Raw genomic sequence first — 23,268 nt, forward strand, 5'->3', positions numbered from 1 at the left:
CCTACAATCACCGAAGATACATTGTGTTTCTTCTCGTTGCCGTTCGACAACAACTGGCAGCGTTCACCGGCAACCAGACGCTTGCGATCCTATAGCGTGGCCGACAATGCGACCCAAGCACCTTGGTATATGGCGTGCCATCTATCCCCGGGTAAATTTCAATTACATGTGCAAACGCGGGCATCCTCACAATAACAATAGTGCCCGCCCAATTGCATCCACACAGGTTTGACGCTTTATGCATCGTTGGAAACTCTCTGTGCTGGCCGCTGCGGCCGTCGTCTCGGTCGCACTGCCCGCCTCCGAGGCCTGGGCACTGGCTCTGGGCCGGGTGAACGTGCAATCGGCCCTGGGCGAGCCCCTGCGTGCCGAAGTCGAAATCCCCCAGATCACGGCGGCTGAAGCCGAAGGCCTGCGCGTGGGCGTGGCCTCTCCCGGCGTCTTCCGCACCCAGGGCATGGAGTACAACGCCACGGCCAGCCAGGTGCGCGTCAGCGTGCAGCGTCGCGCGGACGGATCGGCCGTGCTGCGACTCACAAGCACCCAGCCCGTCAACGAGCCCTTTGTCGATCTGGTGATCGACGCCAGCTGGGCCTCGGGCAACCTGCAGCGCAACTACACCCTGCTGCTGGATCCGCCCACCCTGCAAAAGCTGCCGCCTGCCGTGACGGCTGCGGCCCAGGCCTCCGCCCCCGAACCGGGCGCCGCGCCGGCCCCCTCGCCAGCTGCCGCAGGCAACACCGAGGAAAGCCGTCCAGCCCCTGCTCCGGCAGCCCCGCGCCGGAGCACCGCATCAGCCCGCGAGCGCGCTGCTGCAGCGCCGGCACCGTCCGAAGCATCCGAGGTCCGCATCAAGACCGGAGACACGGCCGGCCGCATTGCCGCCGCCCACCTGCCCGCAGGCGTTTCGCTGGACCAGATGCTGGTGGCCATGCTGCGCTCCAACCCCAAGGCCTTCATCAACGGCAATGTGAACCGCATGCGCTCCGGCGCCGTGCTCACCGTGCCTGACGAGGCCACGGCACAGGCCACCTCGCCGCGCGAGGCGCGCCAGATCGTTGCAGCCCAGTCCCGGGATTTCAACCAGTTCCGCCGCCAGCTGGCCAGCGCCGCACCGGCCGCGCCCGTGGCATCGGCCAATCGTGAAGCATCGGGCAGCGTCCAGGCCCAGGTCGAAGACCGCAAGCCCTCCACCGCCGCACCCGACAAGCTCACCCTGTCCAAAGGTGCTGTCAAGGGCGTGGAGGCAGACGAGCGCCTGGCCAAGCAAAAGCAGTCCGACGACCAGGCATCGCGCACGGCCGAACTGCAGCGCAACATGTCCGAGCTGAGCCAGATCGCCGCCGCCACCAAGCCCGCCGAAGGTGCTGCTGCAGCACCTGCCTCGGCAGCCGGCGGCACGGCAAACGGCGTGGCTGTGCCGGGCGCGCCGACCGTGCCTGCAGCGCCTGAAGCTGCAGCGCCCCAGACAACGCCCCCGGCCCCGGCGGCGCCTGCCGATGCAGCCGCTGCGGCCGCTGCCGCCACCGCTGCTGCTCCAGACGCCGCAGCCAATGCTGCCGGCCCGGCAGCGCCCGCGGCAGAAGCCGTGCCCGCCACGCCCGCTCCTGCCGAGCCGCCGAAGCCCAAGCCGGCACCCGCCCCCGTCGCACCGATCGCCGAGCCCAGCTTCATCGATACGCTGATGGAAGATCCCACCATCCCGCTGGCCGGCGCCGCCTTGCTGGCCCTGCTGCTGGGCTATGGTGGCTACCGCGTCATGCAGCGCCGCCGCGCTGCCGCAGCCTCCAGCGAAAGCGCCTTTGGCGACAGCCAGCTCGCCGCCGATTCCTTCTTTGGAGCCAGTGGCGGCCAACGCGTGGATACCGGCACATCGAGCCAGCTGTCGGGCACCTCCATGCACTACTCGCCCAGTCAGCTCGATGCCGGCGATGTGGACCCCGTGGCCGAGGCCGATGTCTACCTGGCCTATGGCCGCGACCTGCAGGCAGAGGAAATCCTCAAGGAAGCCCTGCGCACCGATCCCAGCCGCACCGCACTGCACCAGAAGCTGGCCGACATCTACGCCAAGCGCCATGACCGCAAGGCCTTCGAGGCCGTCGCGCAGACCCTGCACGGCCTGACCCAGGGCAAGGGCGTGGACTGGCAGCGCCTGGCCGACCAGGGCCGCATCCTGGACCCGGAAAACGCCCTCTACCAGCCTGCCGGCGCCGCGCCCCTGTCTGCTGCCGCCGTTGCCGGCGGCGCCGCAGCGGCAGCTGCCGGACTGGCGGCCGCCTCGCTGGCCAGCCACCCCCTGGACATGGAGGCGCACCGCGAAGGCCCTGCCACCCTGCCCATGGACCTGGACATGGACCTCAACATGGACCTGCCCGGCGGCCTGGCCGACGCCAGCCTGCCCGCGCAGCACGCCAGCCCGCTGCCCGCACCGGCCCCCATGCCCAGCGAACAGGACTTCGCTGCGCTGGAGCCCACGCTGCGCGCACCACTGGAGCCCATGCAGCCCGCAGCAAGCGAGGCGCCTCGCATGGATCCCCGCGTGGAGCCGCCTGCTGCATCGCTGGACATGCCCGGCTTCCAGCCCACGGCCCATGCCTCGCTGACGGATGCCCTGAACCACAGCAGTGCCATGAGCGACATGCAGCCGACCGAGATGCTGCCGCTGGACATGCCCGTCACACGGCAGGTCACGGACAGCTTCCCGGCCACCGAACCCTCGCCCCTGACCGGTTCCACCACGGACGACAGCCACGCCAGTACCGATCTGCTGTCGCTGGACGCCATGGAGTTCAACCTGGAAGACCTGGGCACCGAGGCGCCAGCCCAAGCGCCGGCAGCAGCGCATTCGGGCGGCGTGCTGGAAACGGCGGCCAAGGCCAAGCCGGAACCGGCCGAATCGCTGGAATTCGACTTGGGCAGCCTGTCCCTGGACCTGGGCAATGACACTCCCACGGCCGCAACGCCGCCTTCGGCGCCCGAGGACCCGCTGGCCACCAAGCTCGCCCTGGCCCAGGAATTCAATGCCATCGGCGACAGCGACGGAGCCCGTACACTCATCGAGGAAGTGATCTCCGAGGCCCACGGCGATCTCAAGGCCAAAGCCCAGCGCCTCCTTGCCGAGATAGACTGAAGCCCGACGGCGCCTGCCCAGGCGCCGCGTGCCGGTTTCGCGTGACAGGGTGGTACATGCCACCATGGAAAACTGACAACTTGATGCACACCCAACCCATGCCGGAGGCCTCGCCATGCGCGTAGCCCTCGGCGTCGCCTACAACGGCCAGCGCTACAGCGGCTGGCAAAGCCAGCTGTCTGGCAACACCATTCAAGACCATCTCGAAGCGGCCCTGGGCCGCTTTGCCGCTCAGGAGGTCCACACCCTCTGTGCGGGCCGCACCGATGCCGGAGTGCACGGCCTCATGCAGGTCGTCCACTTCGACACGCCGCTGGACAGGGCCCCGTTCTCCTGGGTCCGTGGCACCAACACCTTCCTGCCGCCGGACATCGCCGTGCAATGGGCCCAGCCCGTGCCCGACTCCTTCCATTCACGGGCCTGCGCCACAGCCAGGCGCTATGCCTATGTGCTGCTGCAGTCGCCCGTGCGGCCCAGCGTGGAGGCCGGGCGTGTGGGCTGGGTGTTCCATGCACTCAACGGTGACGCCATGCAGGCCGCCGCCCAGCACCTGCTGGGAGAGCACGATTTCAGCTCGTTCCGCGCTTCGGGTTGCCAGGCCAAATCCCCCGTCAAGACACTGCACCGCCTGTCCATCACCCGCCGCATGGCAGGCGACGGCGCCCAGATGGCCGCGGCCAGCTCCATGCGTCCCGGGGATGCAGCCATGGAATGCTGCTACTGGCGATTCGAGTTCGAGGGCAGCGCCTTCCTCCACCACATGGTGCGCAACATCATGGGCTGCCTGCTCGCCGTAGGCCAGGGCACACACGCGCCGCAGTGGATGCAACAGGTGCTGGAGGCGCGCTCCCGCGATGCCGCCGCGCCCACCTTCTCGCCGGACGGCCTGTACTTTCTGGGTCCCGTATACGATCCTTCATGGGGCCTTCCTTCGCGCAGCCCGGCCTATGATTGGCTCCCGTGAACGAGCAGGCCTTCCCCCATTCTTCAGCCCCCATGCAGCGCACCCGAATCAAGATCTGCGGACTCACCCGCGAACAGGATGTGGACGCAGCCGTGGCCGCCGGCGCCGACGCCGTGGGCTTTGTCCTCTACGCCCCCAGCCCGCGCGCCGTGACGGTGCAGCGTGCCGCCGAGCTGGCGCGGCGCCTGCCGCCCTTCGTGACACCGGTGCTGCTGTTCGTCAATGAAAGCGCCGCCAACGTGATGGCCGCCTGCGCCGCCATACCGGGCGCCTGCGTGCAGTTCCACGGCGACGAGTCGCCCGAGGACTGCCTTGCCGCCACATCGGGCGGCACCCGCGCCTTCCTGCGCGCCGCACGCATTCCCCTTGGTCCCGATGCCGCGCGCTTCGACCTCGTAGAATATGCCCAGCGTTACTCGAAAGCCCAGGCCATACTGCTCGACGCCCATGTCGACGGCTATGGTGGTGGCGGAAAAGCATTCAATTGGTCACTCCTTCCACCAAACGTCGCCTCTCACCTCGTTTTGTCTGGTGGACTCACGCCTGCAAACGTGACCGATGGCATCTTGCAAGTGCGCCCGCGAGGACTCTCGCTGGCCGTTGATGTCAGTTCCGGCGTCGAGGCCGATGGTCCCGACGGCAAGCCCCTCAGGGGCATCAAGGACGCCGGCAAGATACACCGATTCATCGCCGCCGTGCGCGCGGCCGATGACCAACTTTTGCAGACAAGCCATGTTCGAATACCAGTACCCTGACGCATCTGGCCACTTTGGCCGCTTCGGCGGCAGCTTTGCCAGCGAAACTCTGACACACGCTCTGACCGAGCTGCGCGACGCCTACGCCAAGTACCAGAACGACCCGGAATTCGTTGCCGAATTCCAGTCCGAGCTGGCCCATTTCGTCGGCCGCCCCTCGCCCGTCTACCACGCGGCGCGCATGTCGCGCGAGATGGGCGGCGCGCAGATCTACCTCAAGCGCGAAGACCTCAACCACACGGGCGCGCACAAGATCAACAACGTGATCGGCCAGGCCATGCTCGCCCGGCGCATGGGCAAGCCCCGCATCATTGCCGAGACGGGCGCCGGCCAGCACGGCGTGGCCACGGCCACCATCTGCGCGCGCTACGGCCTCGAGTGCATCGTCTACATGGGCTCCGAGGACGTGAAGCGCCAAAGCCCCAACGTCTACCGCATGCGCCTGCTGGGCGCCACCGTGGTGCCGGTGGAATCGGGCAGCCGCACGCTCAAGGATGCGCTCAACGAGGCCATGCGCGACTGGGTGGCCAACGTGGACAACACCTTCTACATCATCGGCACCGTGGCCGGCCCCCACCCCTATCCCGCGATGGTGCGCGACTTCCAGAAGGTCATCGGCGAGGAATGCCTCACGCAGATGCCCGAGTTCCTGGGCGCCGACCGCCAGCCCGACGCCGTGGTCGCCTGCGTAGGCGGCGGCAGCAATGCCATGGGCATCTTCCACCCCTACATCCCGTTCGAGAACACGCGCCTGATCGGCGTCGAGGCTGCGGGCGAGGGCCTGGACAGCGGCAAGCACTCGGCCTCGCTGCAGCGCGGCAGCAGCGGCGTGCTGCACGGCAACCGCACCTTCATCCTGCAGGACGAGAACGGCCAGATCACCGAGACGCACAGCATCAGCGCCGGCCTTGACTATCCCGGCGTCGGCCCCGAGCACGCCTGGCTGCAGGAACTGGGCCGCGCCCAATACGTGGGCATCACGGACCAGGAGGCCTTGGACGCCTTCCACTACCTGTGCCGCACCGAAGGCATCATTCCCGCCCTGGAGTCCAGCCATGCCGTGGCCTATGCCATGCAACTGGCCAAGACCATGCGCGCCGACCAGTCCATCCTCGTGAACCTGTCCGGTCGCGGCGACAAGGACATCGGCACCGTGGCCGATCTCTCGGGCGCCGACTATTACGACCGTCCCTCCATGCGCGGGCTCACGGTCAAGGGAGGAGCAGCTCAATGAGCCGCATCACCACGACTTTCACCAAACTCCAGGAAGATGGCCGCAAGGCCCTGATCCCCTACATCACCGCGGGCTTCCCGTTCGCGGCCATCACGCCGTCGCTGATGCACGGCATGGTGGAAGCTGGCGCCGATGTGATCGAGCTGGGCGTGCCCTTCTCGGACCCCATGGCCGACGGCCCCACCATCCAGAAGGCTGGCGACCGTGCCATCGCCAACGGCGTGGGCCTGGTGCAGGTGCTGGCCTATGTGCGCGAGTTCCGCCAGAAAAACCAGACCACGCCCGTGGTGCTGATGGGCTATGCCAACCCGGTGGAGCGCTACGACCAGATCCACGGCAAGGACCGCTTCGTGGACGATGCGGCCGAAGCCGGCGTCGACGGCCTGCTCATCGTGGACTACCCGCCCGAGGAGTGCGAGGCATTCGCCGCGCAACTGCGTGCGCGCGACATGGACCTCATCTTCCTGCTGGCACCCACGTCCACCACCGAGCGCATGCAGCAGGTGGCGCGCGTGGCCAGCGGCTATGTCTACTACGTCTCGCTCAAGGGCGTGACCGGCTCGGGCGCGCTCGACACGGCAGCCGTGGAAGCCATGCTGCCGCGCATCCGCGAGCACGTGAGCATTCCCGTGGGCGTGGGCTTCGGCATCCGCGACGCGGCCACGGCACAGGCCATCGGCCGCGTGGCCGATGCGGTGGTGATCGGCAGCCGCATCATCGAGATGCTGGACGGCCAGCCCCACGAAAAGATCGTCCCCCTGACCATCGACTTCCTGCGCGGCGTGCGCAAGGCACTCGACGCGTAGGTCGCATAATGCAGCCCTTGCATGCGGCCCGCTGCCGCATGCCCTGCGCCTGAAAAGGAAACACCATGTCCTGGCTTGAAAAACTCCTGCCTGCCAAAATCCAGCAAACCAACCCTACGGATCGCCTCCAGCAGATCCCCGAAGGTCTGTGGATCAAGTGCCCGAGCTGCGAGACCGTGCTCTACAAGGCCGATCTGGAGAAAAACCAGAACGTCTGCCCCAGCTGCAGCCACCATCACCGCATCGGCGCGCGCGCCCGCCTGAACCATTTCCTGGATGCCGAAGGCCGCTATGAGATCGGCCAGGAAGTCATTCCTGTCGACGCCCTGAAGTTCAAGGACAGCCGCAAGTACCCCGAGCGCCTCAAGGAAGCGCTGGAGAACACCGGCGAGACCGATGCCCTGGTCGTCATGGGCGGCGCCATCAAGAGCGTCAACGTGGTCGCAGCCTGCTTCGAGTTCGAATTCATGGGCGGCTCCATGGGCTCCGTGGTCGGCGAGCGCTTCGTGCGTGGCGTCGAGACCGCCATCGAGCAGAAGGTCCCCTTCATCTGCTTCACCGCCACCGGCGGCGCGCGCATGCAGGAAGGCCTGCTGAGCCTGATGCAGATGGCCAAGGCCAACGCCGCGCTCACACGCCTGGCCAAGAAGGGCCTGCCCTACGTCTCGGTGCTGACCGACCCCACCTTCGGCGGCGTCTCCGCCAGCTTCGCCTTCGTGGGAGACATCGTCATTGCCGAGCCCAAGACCCTGGTCGGCTTCGCCGGCCCGCGCGTGATCGAAACCACGGTGCGCGTGAAGCTGCCCGAAGGCTTCCAGCGCGCCGAGTTCCTGCAGGACAAGGGCGCCGTGGACATGATCGTGGACCGCCGCGAGCTGCGCGACCGCATCGCCGCATCGCTTGCCATGCTGCAGCGCCTGCCGGCCGACGCTGTTCAGTAAAGCCTCGCGCAGACACAAAAAAGCCGCCGCAGGTGGGTGCCTGCGGCGGCTTTTTCACGTCCGGGAAACTGGGGAAATCAGGCCAGCAGCATCAGGCCCGAGCCCTGGATATAGCCCAACACCATCAGCGCGATCTGCAGCAGCACCAGAGCCACCAGTGCCGACAGATCGATACCGCCGATCAGGGGCACGATACGGCGAATGGGCCGCAGCATGGGTTCGGACAGGCGCTGCAGCACGCCGTACATCGGCGACTGCGGCTGCACCCACGACAAGATGACATAGATCAGCAGCACGCCCACCATGCCCGACAGCGCCACGCGCGCCAGGCCGCACAGGGCCAGCCACGGCAAGGCGAGCACATTGGACTGCCCGCCCATCAGCAGCCACAGCAGCACGAACTGCAGCATCTGCAGCAGGAAGGCCGCGATCAGGCTGGACATGTCCCAGCGCCCGGCCGGCTTGATGACGCGGCGCAGCGGCATCACGATCCAGTCGGACAGCGCAAACACCAGTTGGCCGACCGGGTTGCCGAAGGGAATGCGCTGGGCCTGCATGTACATGCGCAACAGGCAGACGCCGGTCAGCAGGCCAACGACCACGTCGAGCAAAAAGGAAACGATCTGAAAAAGCATGGCGTTGTAGGACTGCGAGAGGAAGATCGGACCACGGCCAGCCGGCCTTGGCACAGCATGGGATGATAGCTGCCGCATCCCGCCCATCACATGACCGCCCATACCGCACTGCACTCCCTGCCGCTTTTCCCCCTGGGCAGCGTCCTTTTTCCCCAAGGCCTGCTGAGCCTTCGCGTCTTCGAGGTCCGCTACCTGGACATGATCCGCAAGTGCGAGCGCACGGGAGCCCCCTTCGGCGTGGTGGCATTGCAGGCCGGCAGCGAAGTGCGCAAGGCCGGTGCTGCCGCCGAGCAGCTGCATGCCGTGGGCACGCTGGCACGCATCGTCCAGCTGCAGCAGCCCCAGCCCGGCCTGCTGCACCTGCAGTGCGAGGGCACGCAGCGCTTTCGCATGCAGGATCACCGGCAGCTGCCCCACGGCCTGTGGGTGGCCGATGTGCAGATGCTGCCTGCCGACGCCGCCGTCCCCGTCCCCGATCACCTGCTCGCCACGGCCCAGGCCCTGGCCCAGGTGCTGATGCAGCTGCACGCACGATCCACCGACGCCGACCATGCCCGGCTGCCCAGCGCCGAACAGATGGGCGACTGCGGCTGGGTGGCCAACCGCTGGACCGAGCTGCTGCCCCTGCCCGTGTCCATCAAGCAGCAACTGATGGCCTTGGACAGCCCGCTGGTGCGGCTGGAGCTGGTGGCGGATGTGCTGGAACGCAGCGGCATAGTCAATTCGCAGGGGACGGCGCCCGGCTCCCCGCCCGCCGCGCACTGACGAATTGGCGGTCCTGCGGCGTCATACCGCAGCAAGGTCCGGCACATTGACGGCACCACGCACCGAAAGCGCGGCAAAAAACTTAAAATCGCGGATTCAGCCCGCCAGCTGCGGGGCCTGCCGGTGGCATTTGCTGCTGCCGCTGCATTTTCCAGCCCTTCCCGCCTGGCTTTTTTTCGGCTTTCCCCGATTTCCCCCTCCGGCTTTTTTCCGGCCCCTCGGCGTTTTGCGCTGGCGCTCATTGTCATGACCGAACACAACACACCATCTGCAGCGGACCAGACCGCTCCCCAGGACGAAAACCAACTCATCGCCGAGCGCCGCGAAAAACTCAAGGCCCTGCGCGAACAGGTGCGTGAACAGGGCGGCGTGGCCTTCCCCAACGACTTCAAGCCGGCCGACCGCGCCGAGACCCTGCAGCAGGCCCATGCCGACAAGAGCGCCGAGCAGCTCGACGCCGAATCCGTGCAGGTCAGCCTGGGCGGCCGCATGATGCTCAAGCGCGTCATGGGCAAGGCCAGCTTCGCCACCATCCAGGACGGATCGCTGGGCCCCACGCACGGCCGCATCCAGCTGTACATCACGCGCGACACCGTGGGCGAGGAGGTCTATGCGGCCTTCAAGCGCTGGGACCTGGGCGACATCCTGGGCGCCGAAGGCACGCTGATGAAGACCAAGACCGGCGAGCTGTCGGTCAAGGTGCAGACGCTGCGCCTGCTCACCAAGAGCCTGCGCCCCATGCCTGACAAGTTCCACGGCATGGCCGATCTGGAGCAGAAGGTGCGCCAGCGCTACGTGGACCTGATGATGGACGAGCAGGCCCGCCGCCGCTTCATCGCGCGCAGCAAGGCCGTCTCGGGCATCCGCGAATTCATGGTGGAGCATGGCTTCCTGGAAGTGGAGACGCCCATGCTGCATCCCATTCCCGGCGGCGCCAACGCCAAGCCCTTCGTCACCCACCACAACGCGCTGGACCAGGAGATGTACCTGCGCATCGCGCCCGAGCTGTACCTCAAGCGCCTGGTGGTCGGCGGCTTCGAGCGCGTGTTCGAAATCAACCGCAACTTCCGCAACGAAGGCATCTCGGTGCGCCACAACCCCGAGTTCACCATGATGGAGTTCTACGCCGCCTACTGGAACTACCGCGACCTGATGGACTACACCGAGGCACTGGTGCGCGACGCCGCGCAAAAGGCCGTGGGCACGCTGCAGCTGACCTACGGCGGCAAGCCCGTGGACCTGTCCCAGCCCTTCCAGCGCCTGACCATTCCCGAGGCCATCGTCAAGTTCACCGAAGCCGGTGACAAGGTGGCCGACCGCGAATGGCTGACCAATGCCCTGCGCAAGCTGGGCATGACGGAAGAAAAGGACCGCCTGTCCACCCGTACCCTGGCCAGCCTGCAGGTGCTGTACTTCGAGGAAGTGGTCGAGGAAAAGCTCTGGCAGCCCACCTTCATCATGGAGCACCCCACCGAGATCTCGCCGCTGGCACGCGCCAATGACGAGCGCCCCGAAGTCACCGAGCGCTTCGAGCTGTACATCACGGGCCGTGAATTCGGCAACGGCTTCTCCGAACTCAACGACGCCGAGGACCAGGCCGCGCGCTTCAACGCCCAGGTCCAGGCCAAGGACGGCGGCGACGACGAAGCCATGTACTTCGACCACGACTTCGTGCGTGCCCTCGAGTACGGCATGCCCCCCACGGGCGGCTGCGGCATCGGCATCGACCGCCTGATGATGCTGCTGACCGACAGCGCCAGCATCCGCGACGTGATCCTGTTCCCCGCCCTGCGCCGCGAACAGTAAACCCCCGGCATCCAGCGCCTGCGCGCATGGCCAACTGAAGCCGCCTGCGTTCCCTTGGGAGCCAGGCGGCTTTTCCCTATACTGGCTCGCCATGCACATCCCCACCTACTGGGCGCAGGCGCGCCTGCGGCATGAAAGCCGCCCCACCCACGGCATCACCGTCCAGCGCTGGGGATGGTCCGACACCAGCCAGGAGGCTGCCCAGGCCCACGCCCAGGAGCGTGCCGCCAAGGCCCTGCAAGACGCCCGCAATGCGGCGCTACCCCCAGGCGAGCCGCGCATGGAATGGAAGAACGAGTACGCGCTCGACGGCGTCACCACCCCCATACGCGAAGAAGTCCTGCAGCGCCGCGACGGCACGGTGATGACGCGCAACAGCTACGGCGCCCACTGCCTGAACACCGAGCGCGTGGCCATCGCCGATATCGACCTGCCCGAGCCGCCCAGCGCTGTGCGCTTTCCCGTCGTGACCCTGCTTTTGCTGGCTTCGGCCGCCACCTGGCTGGCCCGGCTGGCACCGCACAAGAACAATTCGAGGATGGTGGCCACGGCGCTGGTCGTGCTGCTGCTGTTCCTGGCCATGCGGCGCGTGCAGCGCTGGTGGGAGGCGCGGCAGGCGCGCCGGCGCGCGGCCACGGACTCGCCGTCCGCACGCGCCATGGAGCGCGTACAGGCCTTCCACCAAAGCCATGCCGACTGGGGGCTGCGCGTCTATGAAACGCCCAAGGGCCTGCGTGTCATCGTCACGCATACCGATTTCGCACCCGACGACCCTGCCGTCGCGCAGTTGTTCGACGCCTTGCAGGTGGACCCGCTCTATGCCCTGCTGTGCGAGCGCCAGCAGTGCTTTCGCGCCCGCGTATCGGGCAAGCCCTGGCGCATGGGCCTGACCGGACTGTCCACCTCGCTGCGCCGCTGGCCCCAGCCCGAGCAGACGCGGCAAGAGCGCCGCCAGTGGGCGCTTGCCTATGACGAAAAAGCCCAGGGCTTTGCAGCTTGCAGGCTGCTGCAGCAACTGGGCAACCCACGCCTGTGTGCGGCCGCCGACGCCTTCGTGCAATGGCACGACGAAGCCAGCCGGGCCCGCACGGACCTGCCCCTGGCCTGAAGAAAGCCGGGCATCCACAATCGCACACGAATACAACGACCGACTTACACTGGCGCCACCCCCATGCCGCGTACTGCGCAGCCCCCTGACCCATTTCTGGTCTCACAACCCTGAAGGCCATGCCCGCTGCCCCACCACCTTCGCCCACCGACAGCACCGACTCTCCCGCCATCGAGCCCACCGGAGCGCGCTTCGCCAAGCCGACGGACGAGGCATCGCCGTTTTGCGTGCTGGTCGTGGAAGACCAGGCCTCGGTACGCACCAGTCTGGTCAGCGAGCTGCTGCATGCGGGCGTGACCCGCGTGCTGGAGGCTGCCGATGGCCCCAGCGCCCTGGCACTGTTCCGCGAGCAGCGCCCCGACCTCGTGCTGCTCGACATCCGTTTGCCGGGCGAGGACGGCTACTGGGTGGCCCGCCAGCTGCGCGAGGCCGAGCCGGGCGAGTGGACGCCCGTCATCTTCCTGTCCGGACTGGACAATGACCTGGACGTGTGGCGCGGCATCGAGGCCGGAGGCGACGACTACCTGGTCAAGCCCGTCAAGCCCATCGTGCTCGTGGCCAAGCTGCGCGCCATGCGCCGCCTGCTGGACATGCGCCGGCGCCTGGTATCGCTGTCGGCCGAGCTGCATGAGGCCAACCAGAAGCTCAACGAAATGGTCGAGCTCGACCAGCTCACGGGCCTGGTCAACCGCCGAGGCTTCGACCGCATCCTGCATGCCGAGATCGCCTCGGCCCGCCGCGAGGGCCAGCCGCTGACGCTGATGCTCTGCGACCTGGACCATTTCAAGCGCTACAACGACACCTATGGCCATGTGCATGGCGATGAATGCCTGAAACAGATAGGACGCCTGCTGCGCGAGGTCTGCGTGCGCCCGCGTGACGTGGCGGCGCGCTATGGCGGCGAGGAATTCGCGCTCATCCTGCCGCGCACGCCACGCTCGGGGGCCATGACGTTCGCGCGTGCCGTGGGCCAGATGCTGCGCGTGCTGCGCATACGCCACCCCGACTCACCCCATGAATCGGGCCTCACGCTGTCGGGCGGCATCACCACCTGCGTCCCCGACGAATACACCAGCGCCGAAGCCATGCTCATGCGCGCCGACCAGGCCCTGTACGCGGCCAAGGCGCAGGGGCGCGACCGCTTCTTCAGCTTCGAGATGCAGATGGACACGGTGGAGCAGCGCCGCACCTGACTGCCGGGCCTTGCGCCTGCGCTTACGATCGCAGCTCAATGCCGGGCGCGCGCAAGCCGCGCATCCGGGTCCCGAAAGCGGATTCCTGTTTCCTGAATGTTTGAAGTTATGCGTCGTTTTCAAGCGCACCTGCCCACCTGGATGCAGGATTGGCTGGAGTTCATCATCCCCGGTGCCCAGATCCTGCTGATCATCGGCGCGGCCTGGCTGCTCAATCGCCTGGTTCGCCGGCTGATCGCACGCGCGGGCCGGCACTACGGCCTGCCGCCGGAGCTGCTGGTGCCGCTGCGCGGCGTGTTCCGCTGGATTCTGATTGCCGCCACCGTGCCGCTGGTACTGGAGCGCCTGGGCGTCTCGGCCACCGTGCTGTGGACGGCCTTCACCGGCTTTGCCACCGTGGGCGCCGTGGCCTTCTTTGCGGCCTGGAGCGTGCTGTCCAACCTGTTCTGCGCCCTGCTCATCGTCATCGTCGGGCCCTTTCGCCTGGGCGACTACATCGAGGTGCTGGACACGGCCGAAAAGCCCGGTGCCAAGGGCCGCGTGATCGACATCAACATGCTCTACACCACCTTGCAGGATGCCCATGCGCCCGATGGCTCGCCCAATCTGCTGCAGATCCCCAACTCGCTGATCTTCCAGCGCGTGGTCCGGCGCTGGAAGGGGGGCCTGGGCGCGGATGGCGAGCATGCCAGCCATGGCGAGGAGGAGCGCGCCATCCGGCTGACCACGCCGCATGATGCCCAGCCCTCGCAGCCTCCCATGCACACGACCAACTAAGGCCGGCACCCCATGAAAAAAGCCGCCGCCCGGCAAAGGGACGGCGGCTTTGTCATTGGGCAGCGCCTCAGGGCTTGCGCGGCCGGACCTTGCTGGCGGCCAGCTTGGCGTTGGTGCGCGCCTGCTCCACATCCTGGGCGCGCGCCAGGGCCACGCCCATGCGGCGCTTGACGAAGCTCTCTGGCTTGCCAAACAGGCGCAAGTCCGTGCCCGGCACGGCCAGGGCCTCGTCCACGCCGTCGAACACCAGGCCTTCGGCATCCTGCCCGCCATAGATCACGGCGCTGGCGCCGGGGTTGCGCAGCGAGGCATCCACGGGCAGGCCCAGAATGGCGCGCGCATGCAGCTCGAATTCGCTTTGCCACTGCGTGGCCAGCGTGACCAGCCCCGTGTCGTGCGGGCGTGGCGAGACTTCGCTGAACCAGACCTGCTCGCCCTTGACGAACAGCTCCACGCCAAACAGGCCCAGGCCGCCCAGGTCATCGGTCACCGCCTTGGCGATGTCGCGCGACTTCTGCAGCGCCGCCGGGTGCATGGGATGGGGCTGCCAGCTTTCCACATAGTCGCCGGACTGCTGGATGTGGCCGATGGGATCGCAGAAATGCGTCTGCACCTGGCCGTCCGCACCCTTGGCGCGCACCGTGAGCTGGGTGATTTCGTAGTCGAAGTCGATGAAGCCTTCGACGATCACACGGCCATGGCTCACGCGGCCGCCGGCCATGGCGTAGTCCCAGGCCTTGGCCACGTCGTCCGGGCCGTCCAGCTTGCTCTGGCCCTTGCCCGAGCTGCTCATCACGGGCTTGACCACGCAGGGAAAGCCGATGGCGGGCTGGCCATCCGTGCCGTCGATGGCAGCCTGCAGTTCCTGCTGCGAATCACAGAAGCGGTAAGGGCTGGTGGCCAGGCCCAGCGTCTCGGCGGCCAGGCGGCGAATGCCTTCGCGGTCCATGGTCAGGCGCGCGGCGCGGGCCGTGGGGATCACGGTGACCACGCCTGCCGCTTCCAGCTCTTCGAGCATGGGCGTGGCAATGGCCTCGATCTCGGGCACGACCAGGCCGGGTTTCTCGGCCTCGATCAAGGCCTTGAGCTGGGCCGGATCGCTCATGGTGATGGTGCGTGCGTGGTGGGCCACCTGCTGACCGGGCGCGTTCTCGTAACGGTCCACGGCAATGGTTTCCACGCCCAGGCGCTGCAGCGCGATCAGCACTTCCTTGCCGAGTTCGCCGCTGCCCAGCAGCATGACTTTGGTGGCATGGGGGGAGTAAGGGGTTCCAAGGGTGGTCATCTGCGCGTCCGGTGAGCCAGGCAGAGCCTGGGCAAGATAAGAAAGAGAGGGAGGCAGGCCTGCACGGCCCGCAGCAGCCCCCGATCATAGGATGCCGACACAGGCGCCGCCTACAAACCCAGCGCCTGCGCGAGGTTGCACCGCGCCCGCGCCTCCAGCCGTTGCCGGAACCAGTCAGTGCAGTAGATGGCCTCGCGCTGCATGAAGCCCTGCAGCACCTCGCGGCGCTTGGCGCGGTACAGCGGCAAGGGCACCCATTCGTACTCGGCCCGCACCTGCAGCTCGTATTCGGAAAACCGCAGAGGGTCGGCCGCCAGAATGCCCAGGTCGGCATCCACCAGCAGTTGGGCGTCGATCCCGGACGGCTGTGCAGTGTGGCAGGTCGCCATGATCAGGCCGTGCACGCGCCCGGCCACCTCCGCCGGCAGGCCCTGCCCGCGCACCACGGCCACGGCCCAGTCGGCGCTGCGCGCCTCGTTGTCCTTGGCCTGGGTTTCGTAGACGGCATCATGGAACCACAGCGCCAGCGCCACCTCGCCGGGGTGCGCGGCCAGGCCCAGCGCCGGCTGCAGCAGGCCCATGGCCTCGCCCAGATGCTGCAGCGTGTGGTAGTGGCGCTGGGGCTCGCTGTAGCTTTGCAGCAGCTCGGCCAGCACAGGCTGCGGCGCGCTGGCGCCCAGTGCGGACCAGGCATGCTGCCAAGATGCCTGCCAGGTCTGCAGCGATGCATCGTTTGCGCTGGGCATTTCGGCCCCTGGTCCAACCTGGGTCATCGCCTGCTCCTTGGGTCTTCAGAAGATGCCGGGTGCCAGAGCCCGCAACGGCGCACCCGCCGGTGACAGCAGCCAGGCCAGCAGGCAGCAGTTGATCCCCACGGTGATCCAGAACACCAACTGGAACGAGGCCTTGCTGGACTTGTGCCGCAGCAGCCCTTGCGCGAGCAGCGCGCCAGGCCAGCCGCCCAGCAGCGCCAGCAGGTGCAGGCGGCCTTCGCTGGTACGCCAGCGGTCGTGCACGGCGGCGGACTTGTCGAATCCGTAGACCATGAAGGTCACGAGGCTTGCCGCCGCATACAGGCCGACCAGTGCCCAGGGCATGCGGCCAATCCAGGCAACGGCCATCAGCACGCAGAAGAAGGCAGCGGCCAGCCCCACTGCCACCTGGCCTCGCACAGTTGACTGAGGCCGCGAGGACATGCCGGCACGGCGTCGCCGCGCAGGCTGCGGATGGCCGCTACTGGACTCGCCAATGAAGGCGACATCCTGGGCGCGCCATTTCCCTTGGGCGTTGCGGCCGGGTACGTAGCTGACGCGCTCGCCGCCCTCGGGCCTGCGGCGGCGATCGGTGAAGGACTTGATGTGGACAAAGACCGGCGCCCCGCCGCCATCGGGCTCGATGAAGCCGAAGCCCTGCTCGTCCTTCCAGCCGGTGATGCGCCCCTGTTGCCGCATGGCGGGCTCAGTGGCGGCCAGCGGCGGCCGGCGACGCAGCAGGCTTGCGAGGCTCGCCCAGGCAAATGCCTATGTCGCGCGCCATGGTGAGCAGGCCGTGGTCCAGGGGCACGGTGCGCTGGGTGTTGGCCACGCGGGAGATTTCCACGCTGCCGATTTCGCCACCCTGCAGCGTGACCATGCGGCCGAAGCGCCCCGACAGCACCAGTTGCGCCGCATGGTGGCCGTACTGGGTGGCCAGCACGCGGTCAAAGGGAGTGGGGTCGCCGCCGCGTTGCACATGGCCCAGCACCGTGGTGCGCACCTCGCTCCTGAGATGGGGCTGCAGGCGCTCGCGCAGCACATGGCCGACGCCGCCCAGGCGTACGGGGTCCGGGCTTTGCTCTATGCGCTCACGCACCGTGAGGCTGGCACCGCTTTCCTTGGCGCCCTCGCCGATGCAGATGATGGTGTAGCGCTGGCGCTGCTCGCGCATGCGGCAGAAATCCACGATGGCCTGCAGGTCGTAGTCGATCTCGGGCAGCAGGATGACGTCGGCCGCACCGGCAATGCCGGCCTCCAGCGCCAGCCATCCGGCATGGCGCCCCATGGTCTCGACGATCATCACGCGGTGGTGGCTGTTGGCTGTGCTCTCGATGCGGCGCAGCGCCTCGGTGGCCGTGGCCACGGCGGTGTCGAAGCCAAAGCTGCGCTCGCAATTGGCAATGTCGTTGTCTATGGTCTTGGGCACGCCCACGCAGGTCAGGCCCACCTGTCCGGCCAGGCCATGCGCCAGGCTCATGGTGCCGTCACCGCCGATGGCCACCACCACGTCCAGTCCCAGCGCCCGGACATTGCGGCCCACGTGCTCCAGCGTGGCTTCGTCGCGCAGGGGATTGGCGCTGTTGCTGGTGCCCAGGATGGTGCCCCCCACATGCAGGATGCCCGAGACCTCGTCCCAGCCCAGGGGCTTGACGCCGGGCGGGTCGAGCATCAGGCCCTCGAAGCCGTCGGCAATGCCCAGCACCTCGCACTGGCCGTGGTTGATCAGGGACTTGGTGACCGCACGGATCACCGCATTCAGGCCGGGGCAGTCGCCACCTCCGGTCAGCACGCCAACGCGCATGGGAAAACTCTCCTGTGAAAACACTTGGCGTGCGCGTCCTCCATGGCCCGCACAGCCTTTGCAAGGCCCGCCAGCCCTCAGCCGGCCAGCCGCTGCGCTCGTCAATCCATCAAGGCAGCAGGTCCAGCGCCTGGAGGTAGGCCGGCTGGCGCATGAGATCGTCCCAGGGCTGGGGCACGGTCTCCGGCAGCAGGGCCAGGCGGCGCGATTCGCTGTCGGCATCGGGCTGCCAGCGGCCACTGCGCTGCGCGGCCTCCATGCCGGCCAGCAGCTCGTCCACATGCTCGCCCAGGCCCAGGCTCTGGTTGCACAGCAGCACCATGTCGCAGCCGGCCTCCAGCGCGGCCAGGGCTGCGTCGGTGTAGCCGATGAGTTGCCCGTCGATGCGGCGCGCGCCCTCCATGCTCAGGTCATCGCTGAAGATGGCGCCGTCGTAGCGCAGGCGGCTGCGCAGGATGTCCTTGAGCCACTTGGCGGAAAAACCGGCCGGGCGCCTGTCGACCTTGGGGTAGATCACATGGGCCGGCATCACGGCCGTGAGCACGCTGGACAGCCAGGGATAGGGCGCGGCGTCCTCGCCCAGGATGGCGGTGAGGCTGCGGCCATCGACCGGAATGTCCACATGCGAGTCGGCCTTGACGAAGCCGTGGCCGGGAAAGTGCTTGCCGCAGTTGCCCATGCCGGCCTGCAGCAGGCCGTGCATGAGGCTGCGGGCCAGCGCCGCCACCACGCGCGGGTCGCGGTGGAAGCTGCGGTCGCCGATGACGCTGCTGGCACCGTAGTCAAGGTCCAGCACCGGGGTGAAGCTGAAATCCACGCCGCAGGCGCGCAGTTCGGTGCCCAGCACGTAGCCGGCCGCCGTGGCGGCATTCATGGCGGCCAGGGCGCCGCTGCCTTCGCGCTGCTTGCTGCCCTTGCCGTCGTCCATCCACATCTGGCCGAAGGCGCGCATGGGCGGCAGATGCGTGAATCCGTCGGCACGAAAACGCTGCACGCGCCCGCCCTCGTGGTCCACGCAGATCAGCAGGTCGGCTTTGACGCCCTTGATATCGGCGCACAGCTGCACCAGTTGCTCGCGGCTTTCCCAGTTGCGGGCGAAGAGGATGATGCCGCCGACCAGCGGATGCGCCAGGCGCCGGCGGTCCGCGTCGGTGAGCGCCTTGCCGGCGATGTCGATGATCAGGGGTGCGTGCTCGGTCATGCTATGAATCCTGTGGAGTCAAAAAAGCCAGCGCTGCGCCGGCCGGGTGTCAGGCGCGGCGCTCGACCACGCAGAAGCTGGCCGCGTAGTCGCTCTCGTCGGTCACGGACAGGTGCACCTGCAGGTTCCGTGCCTCGAACCATTCCTTGAGCGCGCCGTGCAGCACGATGGCTGGCTGGCCACTGGGCAGCTTGACGACCTCGCAGCTGCGCCAGGTCATGGGCATGACCATGCCCATGCCTATGGCCTTGGAAAAGGCCTCCTTGGCGGAAAAGCGCGTGGCGACGAAGCGGATGCCGCGCTCGGGCCAGCGCGCGCGGCGGGCTCGCCAGGTGGACAGTTCGCCTTCGGCCAGCACCTTCTCGGCGAAACGGTCGCCATGGCGCTCCAGGCTGGCGCGGATGCGGCGCACGTCGCAGATGTCGGTACCGATGCCGTAGATCATGGATTCGCTCCGCGAAAGCTTCAGGCGCGCGCCGCCATGCCCTGGTCTATGCATTGCTGGTAGGCGCGCACGGTTTGGGCGTAGCCCAGCTCCAGCGCGTCGGCGATCAGCGCATGGCCGATGGAGACTTCGAGCAGGCCCGGCACGCGCGCCACGAAGGCGGCCAGGTTGTCGCGGCTGAGGTCATGGCCGGCATTGATGCCCAGCCCGGCGTCCAGCGCAGCCTGGGCCGCCGCCGCGTAGGCCTGCAGTTGAACTTCCTGGTCTGCCGTGCCCCAGGCGGCCGCATAGGGCTCGGTGTACAGCTCGACCCGGTCGGCGCCCGCGGCGCGCGCAGCGGCCATCTGTGCGGGAACCGGGTCCATGAACAGGCTGACGCGCACGCCGAGTTGGCGGCATTCGGCGATCAGCGGCCTCAGGCGCTCGGCATCCTGCGGGAAGTTCCAGCCGTGGTCGCTGGTGAATTGGTCCTCGCTGTCGGGCACGAAGGTGGCCTGGTGCGGGCGCGTGGCCCGGATGAAGTCCATCAAGTTCTGCGTCGGGTTGCCCTCGATGTTGAACTCCGCCTGCGGCCAATGCTTCATCAGCGCATGCAGTTCATAGACATCTTCGCTGCGGATATGGCGCTGGTCGGGACGCGGATGGATGGTGATGCCCTGGGCACCGGCCTCCAGGCAGATGCGCGCGGCGCGCGTCACGCTGGGAATGCCCAGATGGCGCGTGTTGCGCAGCAGCGCAACCTTGTTGACATTGACCGACAGCGCCGTGCGCTGCGAAGCGTGGGAAAGATTCATAGCGATTGCAGATCCATCATCAGCTGGCGGGTGCGCAGCATGGGACTGCCGCAATGGTATTGCAGCAAGGCCCTCAGTTGGGGCTTGAGGGCCAGCGCCGCCTCGGGCTGGGCCACCACATGCAGTGTGGCGTTGAAGGCCTGCCGTGCCTGCAGCGCGCTTTCAATGGCCTGCCATTGCGCAGCGCCCAGCACGGCGCGCTCGCCCTGCAGCGCCGGGCGCAGGCCGCCTTCGGCCACCAGCGCATAGCGACGCCCCTCGGCCAGCGGCGCCAGCGTGGCGCTTTCCTCATTCAAGGCAGGCAGATGGCCCAGTTCGCGCAGCAGCAGCAGCTCGAAGGTGCGCAGCACGGGCTCGATGGCATCGCCATGCTGGCCTGCCAGCACGCGCACCACGCCGGCATAGATGTCGAACAGCGCCGCGTAGGGATCGTCGCGCGCCAGCAGGCGCATCAGCAGCTCGTTGAGGTACAGGCCCGACAGCAGGGCGTCACCCTGGGGCATGACATGCCCGCCCACCCACTCTGCGCCCTTGAGGGTATGGATCTCGCCATTGCCCTCGCCGCCCAGGCTGTAGCTCAGGCTCAGCGGCTGCAGCGGCAGCAGCACGGGGCGAAAGTTCGAGGTCGGCCGCTTGACGCCCTTGGCCGCCAGCGCCACGCGGCCCCGGTGACGCGTGAAGACCTCAAGGATCAGGCTGGACTCGCTCCAGTCGTAGCTGTGCAGGACGAAGGCCGGCTCGTCCGAGACACGCTTGGCGCTAGCCATGGACCCAGGGCCTTGCGGTAAGGGTGCTCACTCGTAGCCGAACGAACGCACGCGGGCTTCGTCGTCGGCCCAGCCGGAGCGGACCTTGACCCAGACTTCGAGGAAGACCTTGGCATCCATGAGCTTTTCCAGCTCCTGGCGCGCCTCGGTGCTGATGCGCTTGAGGCGCTCGCCCTTCTCTCCGATGATCATGGCCTTGTGGCCGTCGCGCTCGACCACGATGGTGGCCGCCACGCGGATGAAACGCTTGTGCTGCTTGCTGGCCTCTTCCTCGAACTTGTCGATGACCACCGTGGAGGTGTAGGGCAGCTCGTCGCCCGTGAATCGGAACAGCTTCTCGCGCACGGTCTCCGAGGCGAGGAACTTCTCGCTGCGGTCGGTCAGCTCGTCGGCGGCGTACATCCAGTCCTGCTCGGGCAGGTACTTCTCGCAGATGCCGAACAGGCGCTCGATGTCTCCCTTGTTCTTGGCCGACATGGGCACGAACTCGGCGAACGGATGACGCTCCTGCATGCCCTTGAGCCAGGGGGCGATCTCGGCACGGCGGCCCACGGTGTCCAGCTTGTTGGCAATCAGCAGCGTGGGGATGCCAGGCTTGAACAGCGACAGCACCTTGGCATCGGCCAGCGTGAACTGGCCGGCTTCCACGACGAACAGGATCAGGTCCACGTCGCCGATGGCGCCCATCACGGTCTTGTTGAGCGACTTGTTCAGTGCCGTGCTGTGCTTGGTCTGGAAACCCGGCGTATCGACAAAGATGAACTGCGTCGCGGCGCGCGTGCGAATGCCCGTGATGCGGTGGCGCGTGGTCTGCGCCTTGCGCGAGGTGATGCTGATCTTCTGGCCCACCAGCGCATTCATCAGCGTGGACTTGCCCACATTGGGCTTGCCGACGATGGCGATCAGGCCGCAGCGCTGCGGGCCGGTCGGCACCTCGGGTGTCGGGGTGTCATCAGCAGCGGATGCCGTGCGAGCTGCGCCAGCGCCGGGCTTGGCCGCAGCCAGCAGGGCGTCAAGTTCGGCGGCGGTCTGTGCCGGCGCCGGGGGTTTGTCTTGGTTCATGCGTGTCTTGCTTTCAATAGTTCCAGCATGGCTGTGGCAGCCGTCTGCTCGGCGGCCCTGCGCGAGGCACCCGTTCCCCGGGCCTGCAGTTGCAACTCGGCAATCGCGCAGGCCACCTCGAAGGTCTGGCGATGGGCGGCGCCCGTGGTGGCAACCACTTCGTACTGCGGCAGCTTCATGCGCCGCCCCTGCAGCCATTCCTGCAGGGCCGTCTTCGCATCCTTTTCGGCTGCGCGCATGTGGGGGTTGATGTCCACGCCCTCGAAGAGATGGTGTACCACCTTCTCGCCCGCAGCGTAGCCGGCGTCCAGATACACTGCGCCGATCAGGGCCTCGACCGCATCGGCCAGGATGGAGGGGCGTTGCTTGCCGCCCGACTTGGATTCGCCTTCGCCCAGGCGCAGCAGATCGGGCAACTGCAGCCTCAGCGCGATCTGGTGCAGCGTACCTTCCTTGACCAGGTTGGCGCGCACGCGGGACAGATCGCCCTCGGGCATGGAACTGAGCCGCTGGTAGAGCAGGCTGGAAATGGCAAGATTCAGCACCGAGTCACCGAGGAATTCCAGGCGCTCGTTGTTGTCTGCCGAGAAACTGCGGTGCGTGACGGCACGCTGCAGCAATGCAGGCTCGGCAAATTGATGCTGCAGCCTCAGCTGCAGCGCATTCAGTAAGGGAGGCACCTATTGGGTCTGCTTCTTAAAACGGTAAGTCAGGTAGGCGGGGCCCACGAGATGGATCTCGCGCGAATATTCGAACCCCACCACCACACGGTCATTGATTTTGGTCACTTCGAGGTCCTCCCCCGTAATCGATTTGATGTCGTCGATCTGGGCTGAGCGATTGAAGCCGGCTTTAACGTCAGCCACGGAATTGCCTTCGCGGGCCGCCTTGTTGGCGGCCTTGACGATGGCCTGGTACTCCAGGAAGACCGGCACGGATTGTGCGCCCACGGCCACCACACCCACGCCCAGGGCAATCACAAACACCAGTCCCAGAAAGGACAGACCGCGCTGGCGCGAACGCCGGTTGTTCGATGTCAACATG

At 67.3% G+C, this 23,268-nt stretch carries 23 protein-coding genes; 11 read left to right on the forward strand and 12 right to left on the reverse strand.

Annotation, left to right across the window (positions count from 1 at the left end; all coding sequences use genetic code 11):
- Window positions 1-238: 238 nt before the first annotated feature.
- The 6 genes from ACF8O7_RS10945 (at window position 239) to accD (ending at window position 7,830) form a co-directional block, all read left to right on the forward strand.
- Window positions 239-3,130 carry a FimV/HubP family polar landmark protein gene (locus tag ACF8O7_RS10945; RefSeq protein ID WP_392443349.1) on the forward strand — a complete coding sequence of 964 codons (2,892 nt, stop codon included), beginning with the start codon at window positions 239-241 and terminating at the stop codon, window positions 3,128-3,130.
- Between the two features lie 115 nt (window positions 3,131-3,245).
- Complete coding sequence (gene truA / locus ACF8O7_RS10950; RefSeq protein ID WP_016447767.1) at window positions 3,246-4,094, forward strand: tRNA pseudouridine(38-40) synthase TruA; 849 nt, start codon at window positions 3,246-3,248, stop codon at window positions 4,092-4,094.
- 32 nt (window positions 4,095-4,126) lie between these two features.
- The gene (locus ACF8O7_RS10955) at window positions 4,127-4,849 is read left to right on the forward strand and encodes a phosphoribosylanthranilate isomerase (protein ID WP_016447768.1); all 723 of its coding nucleotides are present in this window, start codon (window positions 4,127-4,129) and stop codon (window positions 4,847-4,849) included.
- Window positions 4,827-6,083, forward strand: a complete 1,257-nt coding sequence (gene trpB, locus ACF8O7_RS10960; protein WP_016447769.1) for a tryptophan synthase subunit beta — start codon at window positions 4,827-4,829, stop codon at window positions 6,081-6,083. Before ACF8O7_RS10955 ends, trpB begins: the two co-directional genes overlap by 23 nt.
- Window positions 6,080-6,889 (forward strand): tryptophan synthase subunit alpha, encoded by an 810-nt coding sequence (gene trpA, locus ACF8O7_RS10965; protein WP_016447770.1) that lies wholly within the window; start codon window positions 6,080-6,082, stop codon window positions 6,887-6,889. Before trpB ends, trpA begins: the two co-directional genes overlap by 4 nt.
- A gap of 65 nt (window positions 6,890-6,954) precedes the next feature.
- Complete coding sequence (gene accD / locus ACF8O7_RS10970; protein ID WP_016447771.1) at window positions 6,955-7,830, forward strand: acetyl-CoA carboxylase, carboxyltransferase subunit beta; 876 nt, start codon at window positions 6,955-6,957, stop codon at window positions 7,828-7,830.
- 77 nt (window positions 7,831-7,907) lie between these two features.
- Here the strand turns inward: accD and ACF8O7_RS10975 are convergent, their stop codons facing one another.
- Window positions 7,908-8,465 (reverse strand): YggT family protein, encoded by a 558-nt coding sequence (locus tag ACF8O7_RS10975; protein ID WP_016447772.1) that lies wholly within the window; start codon window positions 8,463-8,465, stop codon window positions 7,908-7,910.
- A 90-nt stretch (window positions 8,466-8,555) separates the two neighbouring features.
- Here ACF8O7_RS10975 and ACF8O7_RS10980 point away from each other — a divergent pair, with 90 nt between their 5' ends.
- The 5 genes from ACF8O7_RS10980 to ACF8O7_RS11000 all read left to right on the forward strand — a co-directional run bounded on the left by ACF8O7_RS10980 (window position 8,556) and on the right by ACF8O7_RS11000 (window position 14,114).
- A complete protein-coding gene (locus tag ACF8O7_RS10980; protein WP_392443351.1) occupies window positions 8,556-9,230 on the forward strand; it encodes an LON peptidase substrate-binding domain-containing protein in 675 nt (224 codons plus the stop codon).
- Window positions 9,231-9,476: 246 nt separating this feature from the next.
- Complete coding sequence (gene lysS, locus ACF8O7_RS10985) at window positions 9,477-11,036, forward strand: lysine--tRNA ligase (RefSeq protein WP_126310804.1); 1,560 nt, start codon at window positions 9,477-9,479, stop codon at window positions 11,034-11,036.
- Between the two features lie 91 nt (window positions 11,037-11,127).
- Complete coding sequence (locus ACF8O7_RS10990) at window positions 11,128-12,144, forward strand: hypothetical protein (protein WP_126310807.1); 1,017 nt, start codon at window positions 11,128-11,130, stop codon at window positions 12,142-12,144.
- Window positions 12,145-12,263: 119 nt separating this feature from the next.
- A complete protein-coding gene (locus tag ACF8O7_RS10995; RefSeq protein ID WP_016447776.1) occupies window positions 12,264-13,337 on the forward strand; it encodes a diguanylate cyclase domain-containing protein in 1,074 nt (357 codons plus the stop codon).
- A gap of 108 nt (window positions 13,338-13,445) precedes the next feature.
- Window positions 13,446-14,114, forward strand: coding sequence for a mechanosensitive ion channel family protein (locus tag ACF8O7_RS11000; RefSeq protein ID WP_170962006.1), 669 nt, complete (start codon window positions 13,446-13,448; stop codon window positions 14,112-14,114).
- A 67-nt stretch (window positions 14,115-14,181) separates the two neighbouring features.
- On the opposite strand, the gene purT is transcribed toward ACF8O7_RS11000, so the two are convergent.
- From purT to ACF8O7_RS11055, 11 genes are all read right to left on the reverse strand, one after another.
- Window positions 14,182-15,399 carry a formate-dependent phosphoribosylglycinamide formyltransferase gene (gene purT / locus ACF8O7_RS11005; RefSeq protein ID WP_046239857.1) on the reverse strand — a complete coding sequence of 406 codons (1,218 nt, stop codon included), beginning with the start codon at window positions 15,397-15,399 and terminating at the stop codon, window positions 14,182-14,184.
- 110 nt (window positions 15,400-15,509) lie between these two features.
- Window positions 15,510-16,172, reverse strand: a complete 663-nt coding sequence (locus ACF8O7_RS11010) for an N-methyl-D-aspartate receptor NMDAR2C subunit (protein WP_126310809.1) — start codon at window positions 16,170-16,172, stop codon at window positions 15,510-15,512.
- 18 nt (window positions 16,173-16,190) lie between these two features.
- The gene (locus tag ACF8O7_RS11015; RefSeq protein ID WP_126310811.1) at window positions 16,191-16,850 is read right to left on the reverse strand and encodes a cold shock and DUF1294 domain-containing protein; all 660 of its coding nucleotides are present in this window, start codon (window positions 16,848-16,850) and stop codon (window positions 16,191-16,193) included.
- A 7-nt stretch (window positions 16,851-16,857) separates the two neighbouring features.
- Entirely contained in the window at window positions 16,858-17,955 is a 1,098-nt protein-coding gene (locus ACF8O7_RS11020) for a 6-phosphofructokinase (RefSeq protein WP_126310814.1), read from the reverse strand.
- Between the two features lie 109 nt (window positions 17,956-18,064).
- Window positions 18,065-19,156 (reverse strand): beta-N-acetylhexosaminidase, encoded by a 1,092-nt coding sequence (nagZ, locus tag ACF8O7_RS11025; RefSeq protein ID WP_016447782.1) that lies wholly within the window; start codon window positions 19,154-19,156, stop codon window positions 18,065-18,067.
- A gap of 49 nt (window positions 19,157-19,205) precedes the next feature.
- Entirely contained in the window at window positions 19,206-19,601 is a 396-nt protein-coding gene (acpS, locus tag ACF8O7_RS11030) for a holo-ACP synthase (RefSeq protein ID WP_016447783.1), read from the reverse strand.
- 20 nt (window positions 19,602-19,621) lie between these two features.
- On the reverse strand, window positions 19,622-20,395 hold the full coding sequence (locus ACF8O7_RS11035) for a pyridoxine 5'-phosphate synthase (protein WP_126310816.1): 774 nt from the start codon (window positions 20,393-20,395) through the stop codon (window positions 19,622-19,624).
- Entirely contained in the window at window positions 20,392-21,162 is a 771-nt protein-coding gene (gene recO / locus ACF8O7_RS11040; protein WP_016451180.1) for a DNA repair protein RecO, read from the reverse strand. The genes ACF8O7_RS11035 and recO overlap by 4 nt, the downstream gene beginning before the upstream one ends.
- Before the next feature lie 27 nt (window positions 21,163-21,189).
- Entirely contained in the window at window positions 21,190-22,224 is a 1,035-nt protein-coding gene (gene era, locus ACF8O7_RS11045; protein WP_034363812.1) for a GTPase Era, read from the reverse strand.
- A complete protein-coding gene (gene rnc / locus ACF8O7_RS11050; RefSeq protein ID WP_012207060.1) occupies window positions 22,221-22,904 on the reverse strand; it encodes a ribonuclease III in 684 nt (227 codons plus the stop codon). The genes era and rnc overlap by 4 nt, the downstream gene beginning before the upstream one ends.
- Window positions 22,905-23,267, reverse strand: coding sequence for a DUF4845 domain-containing protein (locus ACF8O7_RS11055; protein ID WP_016447787.1), 363 nt, complete (start codon window positions 23,265-23,267; stop codon window positions 22,905-22,907). It lies immediately after the preceding gene.
- Between the last annotated feature and the right edge of the window lies 1 nt (window position 23,268).

Origin of the sequence: Delftia sp. WSY_16 (genome assembly GCF_043104415.1) — a bacterium.
Lineage (GTDB): Bacteria > Pseudomonadota > Gammaproteobacteria > Burkholderiales > Burkholderiaceae_C > Comamonas > Comamonas tsuruhatensis.